Source organism: Allobosea thiooxidans, assembly GCF_900168195.1.
GTDB lineage: Bacteria > Pseudomonadota > Alphaproteobacteria > Rhizobiales > Beijerinckiaceae > Allobosea > Allobosea thiooxidans.
This window is the reverse complement of sequence record NZ_FUYX01000002.1, coordinates 491,566-504,427: the sequence shown is the minus strand read 5'-3', so window position 1 is coordinate 504,427 and position 12,862 is coordinate 491,566. Positions and strand designations below refer to the sequence as shown.

The 12,862-nt window shown below is 66.2% G+C and carries 9 protein-coding genes; 2 read left to right on the top strand and 7 right to left on the bottom strand.

What is annotated here, in order from left to right; translation table 11 throughout:
* Positions 1-106: 106 nt before the first annotated feature.
* The 7 genes from B5Y19_RS05455 to B5Y19_RS05425 form a co-directional block, all read right to left on the bottom strand.
* The gene (locus B5Y19_RS05455) at positions 107-1,537 is read right to left on the bottom strand and encodes an aldehyde dehydrogenase family protein (RefSeq protein ID WP_055726774.1); all 1,431 of its coding nucleotides are present in this window, start codon (positions 1,535-1,537) and stop codon (positions 107-109) included.
* Positions 1,538-1,575: 38 nt separating this feature from the next.
* Positions 1,576-2,622 (bottom strand): histone deacetylase family protein, encoded by a 1,047-nt coding sequence (locus tag B5Y19_RS05450; protein ID WP_055726773.1) that lies wholly within the window; start codon positions 2,620-2,622, stop codon positions 1,576-1,578.
* 31 nt (positions 2,623-2,653) lie between these two features.
* A complete protein-coding gene (locus B5Y19_RS05445; protein ID WP_055726772.1) occupies positions 2,654-4,360 on the bottom strand; it encodes a thiamine pyrophosphate-binding protein in 1,707 nt (568 codons plus the stop codon).
* Positions 4,357-6,012: an ABC transporter ATP-binding protein gene (locus tag B5Y19_RS05440; RefSeq protein WP_055726771.1), complete on the bottom strand. Its 1,656-nt coding sequence runs from the start codon at positions 6,010-6,012 to the stop codon at positions 4,357-4,359. The genes B5Y19_RS05445 and B5Y19_RS05440 overlap by 4 nt, the downstream gene beginning before the upstream one ends.
* Before the next feature lies 1 nt (position 6,013).
* Positions 6,014-6,850 carry an ABC transporter permease gene (locus tag B5Y19_RS05435; protein WP_055726770.1) on the bottom strand — a complete coding sequence of 279 codons (837 nt, stop codon included), beginning with the start codon at positions 6,848-6,850 and terminating at the stop codon, positions 6,014-6,016.
* Between the two features lie 11 nt (positions 6,851-6,861).
* Positions 6,862-7,839, bottom strand: coding sequence for an ABC transporter permease (locus B5Y19_RS05430; RefSeq protein WP_055726769.1), 978 nt, complete (start codon positions 7,837-7,839; stop codon positions 6,862-6,864).
* 75 nt (positions 7,840-7,914) lie between these two features.
* Entirely contained in the window at positions 7,915-9,489 is a 1,575-nt protein-coding gene (locus B5Y19_RS05425; RefSeq protein ID WP_055726768.1) for an ABC transporter substrate-binding protein, read from the bottom strand.
* A 695-nt stretch (positions 9,490-10,184) separates the two neighbouring features.
* On the opposite strand from B5Y19_RS05425, the gene B5Y19_RS05420 reads away from it, so the two are divergent.
* Together B5Y19_RS05420 and B5Y19_RS05415 are read left to right on the top strand one after the other, a co-directional pair.
* Entirely contained in the window at positions 10,185-11,087 is a 903-nt protein-coding gene (locus B5Y19_RS05420; RefSeq protein ID WP_079591234.1) for an ABC transporter substrate-binding protein, read from the top strand.
* A 60-nt stretch (positions 11,088-11,147) separates the two neighbouring features.
* A complete protein-coding gene (locus B5Y19_RS05415; protein WP_055726767.1) occupies positions 11,148-12,857 on the top strand; it encodes an adenylate/guanylate cyclase domain-containing protein in 1,710 nt (569 codons plus the stop codon).
* Positions 12,858-12,862: the final 5 nt, after the last annotated feature.

The window sequence follows — 12,862 nt, the reverse complement described above, 5'->3', positions numbered from 1 at the left end:
ATGCTCAAAGTTCACGATGAGATCCCCATAAGCTTGACGCCGTCCCGGCTCTTTCAGCGCCGGCCTGGCGGGGCGGGTCTGGCACGCAGCCCCGCCCCGCCACAGCTCAGGCAGCCTCGAAGCCGAACATCGACTTGACCTCCAGGAAGTCCTCGAAGCCGAACTTACCCCATTCCCGGCCATTGCCGGATTGCTTGTAGCCGCCGAAGGCACCCGCAAGGTCGCCGGGCGCCCCATTGAGATGCACCATGCCGGCGCGGATCTGACGCCCGACCTTGCGGGCCTGATCGAGACTGGCGGCGGTGACGTAGCTCGAAAGCCCGTAGACCGTGTCATTGGCGATGGCGATCGCCTCCTCCTCGGTCTCGTAGGGCAGGATCGACAGCACCGGTCCGAAGATCTCCTCGCGCGCGATCGTCATGTCGTTGCGCACATCCGCGAAAATGGTCGGGCGGATATAATAGCCCCTGTTCAGGGCTTCCGGGCGACCGGGGCCGCCGGCCACGAGGCGGGCACCTTCCGCGATGCCGGCTTCGATGAGCGCCTGGATCTTGTCGAACTGCACCTTGCTGACGACCGGGCCGATGGTCGTCGCCGCGTCGCGCGGATCTCCGACGACCGTCTGCTCCGCGACCTTGCGAGCGATCTCGATCGCCGCCTCCTGCTGGTCCCGCGGCACCAGCAGGCGCGTCGGGGCGTTGCAGGACTGGCCGCTGTTGCTGAAGCACTGGCGGGTGCCATGGGTGATGGCCTTCGACAGATCCGCACCGGGCAGGATGATGTTCGGCGATTTGCCGCCCAGTTCCTGCGCGACGCGCTTCACCGTGTCCGCCGCGGCGCGTGCCACGGCGATGCCGGCCCTGGTCGAGCCGGTGAAGGACACCATGTCGATATCGGGGTGCGAGGACAGCGTCGCGCCGACCGAAGGACCGTCGCCATTGACCATGTTGTAGACGCCGGCGGGGACGCCCGCCTCATGCATGATCTCGGTGAAGAGCAGCCCGGACATGGGTGCCACTTCGCTGGGCTTGAGCACCATGGTGCAGCCGGTGGCGAGCGCCGGGCCGACCTTGCAGGTGATCTGGTTCATCGGCCAGTTCCACGGCGTGATGAAGGCGCATACGCCGACCGGCTCGCGGGTGACCAACGTCCGATTGATGACCTCGTCGAACTCGAAGGTCTTGAGCACTTCCAGCACCTGCGACAGGTGGCCGAGACCCGCGGCCGCCTGGGCGTCGCGCGCGAAGCCGAGCGGCGCGCCCATCTCGTCGGAGATCGCGGCCGCCATCTCGTCATAGCGCTTCTTGTAGACGGCGATGACGCTGCTCAGCAGCTCCACCCGCTCCTTCCGGCTGGTGCGCGAATAGGAGGCGAAGGCGCGCCGCGCCGCCGCGACGGCCTTGTCCACATCGGCCCGCTCGCCCATCGCGATGCGCGCATAGGCTTCCTCGGTGGCCGGATTGACGACGTCGAGCGTGGCGCCACCCGCCGGAGCGACCCAGGAACCGTCGATGTAGAACTGGAGATTATGCGTCATGACCTGTTTTGACTCCCTAGCAAGCGATGCGGATGGCTTCAGCGGGTCATAAGCCCGTCCAGGAACTCCCCGAGGCAATCGCCGATGACCGAGATCTGATAGCCGCCCTCCTGAACGATCACGGTCGGCAGCCCCGCGGCGCCGATCCGTTCGCCAATGCCGCGGAACCCGGCCGTCGAGACGTCGAGCAGGCCGATCGGGTCTTCGCGATGGCTGTCGTAGCCGAGCGCCACGACGAGCGCTTCGGCACCGAACTCCCGGACCTTATCGAGCGCCCTGTCCACCGCCTGATGGAAGGCGGCATCGTTCGATTTGGGCGCCAGCGGCAGATTGACGTTGCAGCCCTCGCCCTGCCCCTCGCCGAGCTCGTCCGCGTAGCCGATATAGTAGGGGTAGTAGCTGTTGGGATCGACGTGGATCGAGACCGTCAGCACGTCGTTGCGGCGGTAGAAGATCTCCTGCGTGCCGTCGCCATGATGGGCGTCGACGTCGAGCACGGCGACCTTGCCGAAGCGCTGGCGCAGCCGCTCCGCCGCGGTGGCCGAATTGTTGAGATAGCAGAAGCCCGTGGCCCGGTCGGCGCGGGCATGATGCCCCGAGGGCCGGCACAACGCATAGCTCGCGGCCTCGCCGGCGATCACGGCGTCCGCCGCCGCGACCGCGGTGTGGTTGGAGCGCAAGGCCGACAGCCAGGTATTGGGGCCGATCGGAACCGCCATGTCGCCGAGATAGTAGCCGGCTTCCGCGACGATCCAGTTCGAGCGGCAAGGCCGGCGATGCGCCATGTCGGGCCGGCCGTTCCAGTAGGGCGAGACATTGGGCAGGACCTCGGGGCCGGCTTCCGGAACCTGCCGCCAGCGCTCGTAGGCGCTTTCCAGAAAGTCGAGATAGCTCTGCGTATGGATGGTCAGCGCCGGCGCCGTGCCATAGTCGGAGGGCTGCTCCGTCGCGATGCCGCGCTGTCTCAGCGCCCCCAGCAGCGCCTCGGTCCGGCTCGGCAGGTCCTTGGGCTCGCGGATGCGGCCGACCTGCATGAACTGCTGAGGGTCGTGCAGGCTCTGGTCGGGGTGAAAGAATGCTCGCATGGCGCCTTGCTCCTGTCGTCCTGTTCCCGGCCTATGCGGCCGCCCGCGCGAGCGCGGCAGCCCGCACCGCCGAGAGCGTCGTGTCGGGCGTGATCCCGTCCGGGTCGTAGCGAATCTCGATCAGGGCCGGCATCGACTCACGCTCTGCGAAAGCCTGCGCGCGCTCGAAGGCCGGGCCGAAGTCACCGGTCCGCGCCACGGTCTCGCCGTGCCCGCCATAGGCGCGAACCAGTGCCGCGAAGTCGGGATTGGTCAGTGACAGGCCGAAAACCCGGGCCGGGTATTCGCGCTCCTGATGCTGGCGGATCGTGCCCCACATGCCGTTGTTGAAGACCAGGATGACGATCCCGAGCTTGTTCTGGGCGGCAGTCCCCAGCTCCTGCATCGTCATCTGGAAACAGCCGTCGCCGGCATAGCAGAGCACCGGACGCTGCGGGAAAGCGAGCTTGGCGGCGATGGCCGCGGGCAGGCCGTAGCCCATCGCCCCGCAGATCGGGGAGGCCTGCGTGCCCAATCCCGAGAACTGCAGGAAGCGGTGTGGAAACAGCGCGAAATTGCCGGCGCCGAGCGTCACGCAGGCGTCTTCGGGCAATGTCTGACGCAACGAAGCCGAGATTTCCGCGAGATTGGTTTCGCCGGGCATCGGTCCGGGCTGGAGCGTCGCCAGATAATCGGCGTTCGCGGCCCTGGCGGCACCGGCCCAGCGCAGGCTCGTCCGGGGCGCGAGCCCGGACACCGCGGCAGCGAAACCGGTCGGATCCGCGACCATGGCGAGCTCCGGCCGATAGACCCGGCCGAGTTCGTTCGGATCGGGATGGACATGCACGAGCTTCTGGCGCGGTATCGGGCAGGTGACGTGCACGTAGCCCTCGGTCGTCGGCTCGTCGAGGCGCGTACAGACGGCCAGGAGCAGGTCGGCCTCCTCCAGGCGCCGCGCCAGCTTGCCGTCCATGCCGTAGCCGACATGGCCGGCGAAGTTCGGATGGCGATTGTCGAAGCATTCGAGCCGCCGCCAGGACACGCCGACCGGCAGGTCGTAACGCTCGGCAAAACCGCGGATGGAAGCCAGGGCCTGCTCGTTCCAGCCCGCCCCGCCCACGATCATGAACGGGCGCTCCGCCGCCTCCAGCAAGGCCGCCAGACGCTCCATCTCCGCAGGCGCGGGATGAGGGTGGGCGCGCTCCGTCGGCGGGACATCGGCTACGGCCGCCTTGCCCCACAACGTGTCCTCCGGCAGCGCCAGCACTACCGGGCCGGGCCGCCCGCTGCGCGCGACCTGGAAGGCCCGGGCGACGAACTCAGGAATCCGGTCCGTGCGATCGATGCTCGCGACCCATTTGGCCATCGGCCCGAACATGCGCCGGTAGTCGACTTCCTGGAAGCAATCGCGCTCGACCGTATCCGAGCCGATCTGACCGATGAACAGCACCATCGGAGTGCCGTCCTGATAGGCGGTGTGCACGCCGATGCAGGCATTGCTCGCGCCGGGCCCGCGCGTGACGAAGCAGATTCCGGTTTCGCCCGTGAGCTTGCCATGCGCTTCCGCAGCGAAGGCCGCCCCGGCTTCCTGACGGAAGGAGATGGTCTCGATCGCGTCGCGATTTGCGTAAAGGGCGTCGATGCAGGGCAGGAAGCTCTCGCCGGCGACCATGAAGACACGGCGCACGCCGTTGAGCATGAGATGGCGGACGAGGATATCGCCGCCTGCTCTCGCGGGGATCGGGCTGGTTCCGCTCATCGTGCTTCTCCTTCCAGCACGGCCAGGCGCGGATTCCAGTGGGAGCCGGGAATGGCGGCGATCAGGCGCTGCGTGTAGGCGTGTTGCGGTGCGTCGAAGATCTGCTCCGGCGGCCCGTATTCGACCATCTCGCCGCGATGCATCACGGCGATGCGGTCGCAGATCTGCGCCGCGATGCGCAGGTCATGGGTGATGAAGATGATCGCGATGTTCAGCTTGGCCTGAAGCTCCTGCAACAGCGTCAGGATCTGCGCCTGGACGGAGACGTCGAGCGCGGAGACGCTTTCATCGGCAACCAGAAGCTCGGGCTCCAGCGCGAGCGCGCGCGCGATGCCGACGCGCTGGCGCTGCCCGCCCGAGAATTCCTGCGGATAGCGATCGAAGGCGGAAGCCTCCAGCCCGACCAGTTCCAGCAGTTCGCGGGCCTTGCGTTCGGCCTCGGCCTGCGACACGCCGTTGGCCATCGGACCGTCGGTCAGGATGCGCCCGACCGTCTGGCGCGGATTGAGCGAGGCGAACGGATCCTGGAAGATCATCTGGATGTGCCGCCGCAACGGGCGGAAGGCGCTGGCCGAGAGCGGCACGATATCCTTGCCGTGGAACAGGATTTCGCCGGCGTCGATCTCGGTGAGCTTCAGCAGGCAGCGCCCGAGCGTCGATTTCCCTGACCCGGATTCGCCGACGACGCCGAGCGTCTCGCCGCGCCGCAGGCTGAAGCTGATGTCGTTGACGGCGTTGACCACGCGCGGCTTGGAGAAGAAGCCGCCACCGCTGCGATAGACCTTGCGCAGCCCCTTGACCTCGAGCAGCCGCGCGCCGTCGGCACCGGTCGCGCTTGGCGCCGCGTCTCTGTCCTCGCGATGGGGGACGGCAGCGATCAGGCGCCGCGTATAGGGATGCTGCGGACGGTTCAGGATCTCCTCGGCCGGCCCCTGCTCGACGATGACGCCGCGCTCCATCACCGCGACGCGGTCGGCAATGTCGGCGACCACGCCGAAATCATGGGTGACGAACATCACGCCCATGCCCTTGGCCTGCTGGATCTTGCGGATCAGGTCGAGGATCTGGGCCTGGGTGGTGACGTCGAGCGCGGTCGTCGGCTCGTCGGCGATCAGGAGCGCCGGCTCGAGCGCCAGCGCCATGGCGATCATCACGCGCTGGCGTTGCCCGCCCGAAAGACGGAAGGGATAGGCATTGCGCAAACTCGCGGGGTCCGGAAGCCCGACGAACTCGAACAGTTCGAGCACGCGGCGCTCGCGGATCGTCGCGTTCTTCTCGCCATGGACCTCCAGGACTTCGGCGACCTGGTCCCCGACCTTCATCAGCGGATTGAGGGCCGAAAGCGGCTCCTGGAACACCATCGCCATCGCGCGGCCGCGCTCGGTCTCCAGCTCCGCTTCGCTCATGGCGAGCAGGTTCTGGCCACGGAACAGGATCCGCCCGCCGCTCGGCTGCAGATAGCGCGGCAGAAGCCCCATGATGGCATTGGCGGTCAGCGACTTGCCGGAGCCGGATTCGCCGACGATGCACAGGATCTCGCCGGCCTGCAGGTCGAAGGAGATCTTTTCGACGGCGAAGGCGCGGTCGAGCCCGGCAGGCAGCGGGATCGACAGATTCTCGACGCGCAGCAGAGGAGTGGATTGACCGGTCATGTCAGTCCTTCCGTCCGCGCAGATGCGGATTCATCGCGTCGTTGAGGCCTTCGCCGATCAAGTTGATCGCGAGCACCGTCAGCAGGATGGCGACGCCCGGGAAGACGCTCATCCACCAGGCCTCGCGCAGCATCGTGCGGGCGGCGCCGATCATGAAGCCCCAGCTCATCATGTTGCGGTCGCCGAGACCGAGAAAGGACAGCGAGCTCTCGGTCAGGATCGCGGTCGCCACCATGAGCGAGGCCGTCACGATGATCGGGGAAATCACGTTCGGCAGGATCTGGGTGAACATGATGCGCGGGCCGCTCTGGCCGATCACCACGGCCGCCTGCACGAACTCGCGCGAGCGCAGGCTCAGGAACTCGCCGCGGACCAGGCGCGCCACGGGCGGCCAGGAGACGATCGCGATGGCGAGCGTGATCGAGGTGATGCTCGGGTTGAAGATCGCCACCAGGACGATGGCCATGGCGAAGGCCGGGATGGTCTGGAAGAACTCGGTGAAGCGCATCAGCACGTCGTCGATCCTGCCGCCATAGTAGCCCGCGAGGGCGCCGATCGAGACGCCGATGACGACCGCGACCGCCGTCGAGATCAGGCCGATGAGCAGCGAGACGCGCGCGCCATAGGCAAGGCCGGCGGCGATGTCGCGGCCGAGCATGTCGGTGCCCAGCGGAAAGGCCGGGTCCTCGGATGGGGCCAGCAGCGGGTCGCCGACGCTCTGCCACGGGCTGACCGGGAAAAGCAGGGGCGCGGCAAGCGCGACGATCGCCACGACGATCAGGATGCCGAGGCCGATGAGAGCGCCGTAGTTCTTGGCGTAGCGTTGGAAGAATTTCACGACAGCGATCCTCAGCTTGCGGCTTCGATGCGCGGATCGACGAAGCGGTAGAGCAGGTCCGAGATCAGGTTCACGATGACCACGACGGCTGCAGTGACCAGGAACACGCCCAGCAGCACCGGGTAGTCGCGCTGCAGCAGCGCGTCGAACATCAGGCGCCCGATGCCGGGCCAGGCGAACACGGTCTCGGTCAGGACGGCGCCGCCGACGAGCTGCCCGGCCTGCATGCTGGCGAAGGTGAAGACCGGCAGGATCGCGTTGCGCAGCACGTGCCGCCGGATGATCCGCGCCTGGGGCACACCCTTGGCGCGGGCGGTCTTGACGAAGTCGAGCGACATCACCTCGAGCATCGAAGCCCGCGTCAGGCGCGTATAGATCGCGGTGAAGAACAGGCCGAGCGTGACGGTGGGCAGGATGAGGTGATGCCCGATATCGAGCGCCCGGGCCCAGCCGGTATAGCCGCCGCCGATGGTTTCCATGTCGAAGGGCGGCAGCCAGTCGAGATGCAGCGAGAACACCAGCACGGCCATCAGGGCGACCCAGAACAGCGGCGTGGCGTAGAAGATCAGGGCGCCGGTCATGACCGCGCTGTCGGTGACGCTGCCGCGCCGATAGGCGGCGACGACGCCGAGCAGGATGCCGAGCACCAGCGAGAACACGAAGGCGCAGCCGGTCAGCAGCAATGTCGCCGGCAGCCGGTCGAGGATCAGCGTCATCACCGGCAGCTGGTTGCGGTAGGAGAAGCCGAGATCGCCGGTCAGGGCGCCCCGGAGATAGGTCCAGAGCTGCTGATAGAGCGGCTGGTCGAGGCCGAACTGCGCGCGCAGCTGGGCGATGTATTTGGCATCGCCCGCTCCGGCCTCGCCGGCCAGCACGGAGGCGGGATCGCCCGGCGCCATGTGAACCAGCAGGAAGTTCAGGATGACGACGCCGAGCACGACGAAGGCCGCCTTGAGCAGGCGTTGAAACACGAAATCGAGGGATTTCAAGACTATTCTCCCGACGGCCGCATAACGCAGGGCCGGGCCGACAGCAGGATGCCGGCCCGGGCTTGATCGGCGCGCTTATTTGGAGATCCAGACCTCGTCCATGTACTGGTTCAGGCCAATACCGGTATTGACGAGGTTCTTCACCTTCTGGCGGTTGATCGTGACGTTCTGCATCTCGTAGAGCCAGTTGAGCGCCACGTCGTCGACGAGGATTTTCTGCGCTTCCGCATAGGCCTTGGTCGCAACGTCCTTGCTGACCGCGCTCGCGCCTTCGGCCAGCAGCGCGTCGACCTTCGGATTCAGATAGTTCTGGTTGTTGCCGTAGGGCGTGCCCTTGACGACGTTGCTGGACAGATAGTGACGGGCCACGCCAAGGGCCGGCTCGCCATACTGATAGGTGAAGTTGAAGGTCATATCGAAGTCGAAATCCGAGGTCTTCTGGGACCACCCGCCGGCATCCACGCCCTGAATGTCGATCTTGAAGCCGAGCTGCGAGATCTGCTGCTTGATGTACTCGGCCATCCGGTCCCAGGCCGCGCCATAAGGCAGGGGCATCAGCTTGACGCTGTAGTCCCCCGGGTTGATCCCCGCATCGGCGAGCAGCTTCTTGGCCTTGGCCATGTCGAAGGGATAGGCCGTGACCTCGGGCGTGTAATACAGCGTCGTCGACGCGAACGGGCCGGTGGCGGCCTTGCCCAGGCCGAAGAAGATGTTCTTCACGATGAAGTCGCGGTCGATCGCGTGCATCAGGGCTTTGCGCACATTCTTGTCGGAGAACGGCATCTTGCGCTGGTTCAGCTGCATGAAGACGAGCGGGCCATAGACCTCCCAGCCGCTGGTCGTGCTCTCGACATCCTTCAGCTTGACCAGCCGGCGGACCTCGAAGCCTTCGACGTCGCCGCCGCGCAGCACATCGACCGTGCCCTTCTCGAAGGCGACCGCGCGGGAGGCGGCATCCGGGATGATGCGGAAATAGAGCTCGTCGAGATAGGGCTTGCCCGGCTTCCAGTAATCCTCGTTGCGGACGAGGTGGATATAGGAGCCGCGCTTCCATTCCTTGAGCTTGAACGGGCCAGTGCCGATCGGCGTCTGGTTGGCGGGATTGGTGCGGTAATCCGTGCCGTCATAGAGATGCTTCGGGATGACCGGGAAGGAGCTCAGCTCGAAGGCGTAGAGGAACGCCGAGAACGGCTTCTTCAGCTTGAAGACGACCTGGTTGGGGCTGGGCGCGGTGATGCTCTCGACATAGGTCGCCGCGATCAGACGCCAGCGCGGATGCGACTCGCGCAGGAACTTGTCGGCCGTGAACACGACGTCGTCGGCACTGAACGGCTTTCCGTCATGCCATTTGACGTTGTCCTGCAGGGTGAACGTATAGGTCAGGCCATCCGGAGAAACGGCCCAGGACTTGGCCAGGGACGGCAGCGGCTGCAGGTCTTTGCCGTAAGTAAGCAGGCTCTGATAGATCTGCCCGCCGACATAGAGCGTCGGCCCCTGCGTATTGAGGCCCACCATCAGCATGGGGGGCTCCGGCTGCGCGATCATGTTCAGAATTCCGCCCTTTACCGGCGTTTCCTGAGCCGTTGCGCCGGCGGTGGCGGCAAGCATAAGTCCAGCGGCGAGCGCGCCGCGTCGCGTCAGTTGAAACATGATGATTTCCTCCGGGAATTCTTATTATTTGCGATTATTCGCAAACCGTTCTTATTTCCGACCCAAAATTACTCGTCTTGGCTGGCCGACCTCTTGTGACCTGAAGGCTTCCCGCCGGAAGCCCTCTCGGGGGCATTTCTCGAATTATGATGCATCATATTATGATGCATCATAACCGGTCAAGAGGCGACGGAGCACCTGCCGGCCGGCGTCCAATCCGACCCGGCCCGGCGACATAAAACTGGGCTGCGGCTGCGCTTTCCGCATGGTTTCCGTGCCGGAACCGTGGCAACCCGGTTCACGACGAGGCCAGCTGCGGGCGGGACCCATCTCCCGATTTGGTCGTCGGCACGCCCGCTTGCTTCCAGCCTCTTCGAAGCCTGCCGTGGACGCGGGCGGGCATGATTTCTGCTGCGACGCGGACGAGAGCGCGGTAGAGACCCACGCCCGCCGGCTGATATAACTCTACGTCATCCTCGATTGTCTGCTGATGTGATTTACCGCCGCCGAGCAGTTGGACTAGCATTCGAAGGCCTCAAGCAAACATACGATGTTGGTTGGAAGGAGAGACGGCCTTGCGCTTCTTGCCCTCCGCCTCGGCCAGAGCCGCCGATGGACTCAGCCGCCGTGATCTCATCCTGCTCGCCGGCGGCGCCGCGGCGTGGGCCGTCCCGGCCCGCTCGCAGCAGCCCGCAATGCCGGTGCTTGGATATCTTGGCTCGGAATCACCCGAGCGTTACGCCAGCCGGCTCGCGGCCTTCCGCGAGGGACTGGCCGAGACCGGATACGTCGAAGGGCGCAATCTGGCGGTCGAGTATCGCTGGGCGGAAGGCAACTATCAACGATTGCCGGCGCTGGCGAAGGAGCTGGCGGATCGTCAGGTGGTCGCGATCGTCGCCCCCGGCGGAGCCGAGGTCGCGCTCGCGGCGAAATCGGCGACGATGACGATTCCGATCGTGTTCGAGATGGGGGGCGACCCCATCGCCCTCGGCGTCGTCGACAGCCTGTCCCAGCCGGGGGGCAATCTCACCGGCGTATCAAGCCTGAGCGTGGAGGTCTCTCGCAAGCGGCTGGAGTTCATGGCGGAGCTGCGCCGGGGCGCCAGGCTGTTCGCGATCGCCGTCAATCGAACGAGCCCGACCGCAAACTCACAGATCAGGAACCTCCAGGCCGCGGCGGACAGCCTCGGATTGCAGCTGCGGCAGCTCGAAGCCAGTACCGAACAGGAATTCGAGGCGTTGTTCGCCAGCGTTGCTCAGGTCGGAGCCGGTGGCCTCGTCTTCACCTCCGATCCCTATTTCGCCTATCGCAGCCCTCGCCTGGCGGCGCTTGCGGTCGCCCATGCCGTACCGGCGATCACCCAATCGCGCGATTTCCCGATCGCCGGCGGCCTGATGAGCTACGGCGGCGATTTCCTGCAGTCGCACCGCCACACCGGTGCCTATGCCGGCCGCATCATCAAGGGCGAGAAGCCGTCGCAACTGCCGGTGCAGCGCGTGACGAAGGTCGAGCTGTTCATCAATCTCAAGGCTGCGAACGCGCTCGGTCTCTCCGTCCCGCCTTCGCTTCTGAGCAGTGCCGATTTCGTGATCGAATAACCCGGCCGGTCATCTGTCGCGTGAGCCAACCCCGTGCCCAATCCCCCCGCCGCCTCGCGCATGTCGCTGTTCAGGAAGTACTTCCTCGCACTGTTCGCGGCGGTCGTCATTCCGCTCCTGGTCGCCGGTGTTGGCGAGGCCTGGTTCGGCTATCGCGATCAACGGGCCAGCCTCAATGACCTGCTCGACGCCGAGGCACGGGCAGCTGCGGCCAAGATCCAGGATTTCATGGAAGGAATCCGTGATCAGCTTGGATGGGCGGTCCTTTTGCCATGGTCGGAGAATGCCGATGACAAGCGCAGGCTCGATGCCTTGCTCGTGCTGCGGCAAGTCCCTCCCATCCAGAGCCTGAGCCTCGTCGATGCCTCGGGGCGGGAACGGCTGTTCGTGTCCCGTATCGGCCTGAACAGGTTCGAGAGCGGCGCCGACCGCTCCGGGAATCCCGCCGTGACGGAAGCTCGCTCCCATCGCGTCTGGTACGGCCCCGTGGCGTTTCAAGGCGGCTCGGAGCCCTTCATGACCATGGCGGTCGCGGGCAACCGCGCGGCTGCCGGCGTGGCCATCGCCGAGGTCAACCTCAAATTCATCTGGGACGTGATCCTGGCGATCCGCGTCGGACGCACCGGGGAGGCCTTCGTACTCGATCGGCCAGGCCGCCTGATCGCTCATCCGGACATCAGCCTGGTGTTGCGTGCCGACGAAACCGCGACGCGGCCGCTCCGGGAACTGCGTGCCGCGATCCTCGCCCGCCCGGGCCAGGCGATCGCCGGGCAGGACGTCACCGGGAACACGGTCCTCGCCGCGATGGCGCCGATCGGCAATGTCGGCTGGAGCGTCATCGTCAAGCAGCCCCTGGTCGAGGCTTTCGGCCCGATCTACGCGGCTCTCTGGCGCACGGCGGCCTTGCTCGTTGCCGGCGCGATCCTTGCCGCGGCGCTCGCCTACTGGCTGACGCATCGGATGACGGGGCCGATCCACCTTCTGGAGGACGGAGCCTCCCGGATCGGCGCCGGGCAATTCGATCACCGGATCAATCTCGCCACCGGGGACGAACTCGAGCGGCTCGCGACCCGGTTCAACGAGATGGCGGGCGAGCTCGCGCTCTCGCAGGAGCGCTCGGAACGCATCAGCCGGCTCAGGCGTTTCCTGGCCCCGCAGGTCGCCGAGCTCATCGATCGCACGGGGGGTGATCACATGCTCGACGGACGACGCGTCGAAGTCGCCGTCCTGTTCTGTGATCTGCGTGGCTTCACCGCCTTCTCGGCGCGGGCCGAGCCCGAGGCCGTCATGGGCGTCCTGGGCGAATACTATGACGTCCTCGAAAGGGTGGTCACAGCCCATGAGGGAACGCTGACGAATTTCTCCGGCGATGGGGCGATGGTGCTGTTCAATGCCCCTGTTCCCTGCGCGGATCCGGCATTGCAAGCGCTGGAGATGGCGCACGACATGCAGATCGATGTGCAGAAGCTGCTGGCCGCCCGGCGCGCGTTCGACCATCGCCTCGGCTTTGGCGTGGGCCTCGCCATGGGGCTCGCCACCGTCGGGCGGATCGGCTCCGGGGGGCGCCTCGACTATACCGCGGTCGGCAACGTCGTGAATCTCGCAGCGCGCCTGTGTTCGATCGCGGGCGATTTCGAGATTCTCATGGACCGTGTCGCTGCTCGCGCCGTCGGTTCGCGCCTTCCGCTCATCGAGCTGGATGCGCGGATCCTGAAGGGCTTCGACAAGCCGATCGCAATCTTCGCCGCGGTGATCGGCGACAGGAAATAGGCCTG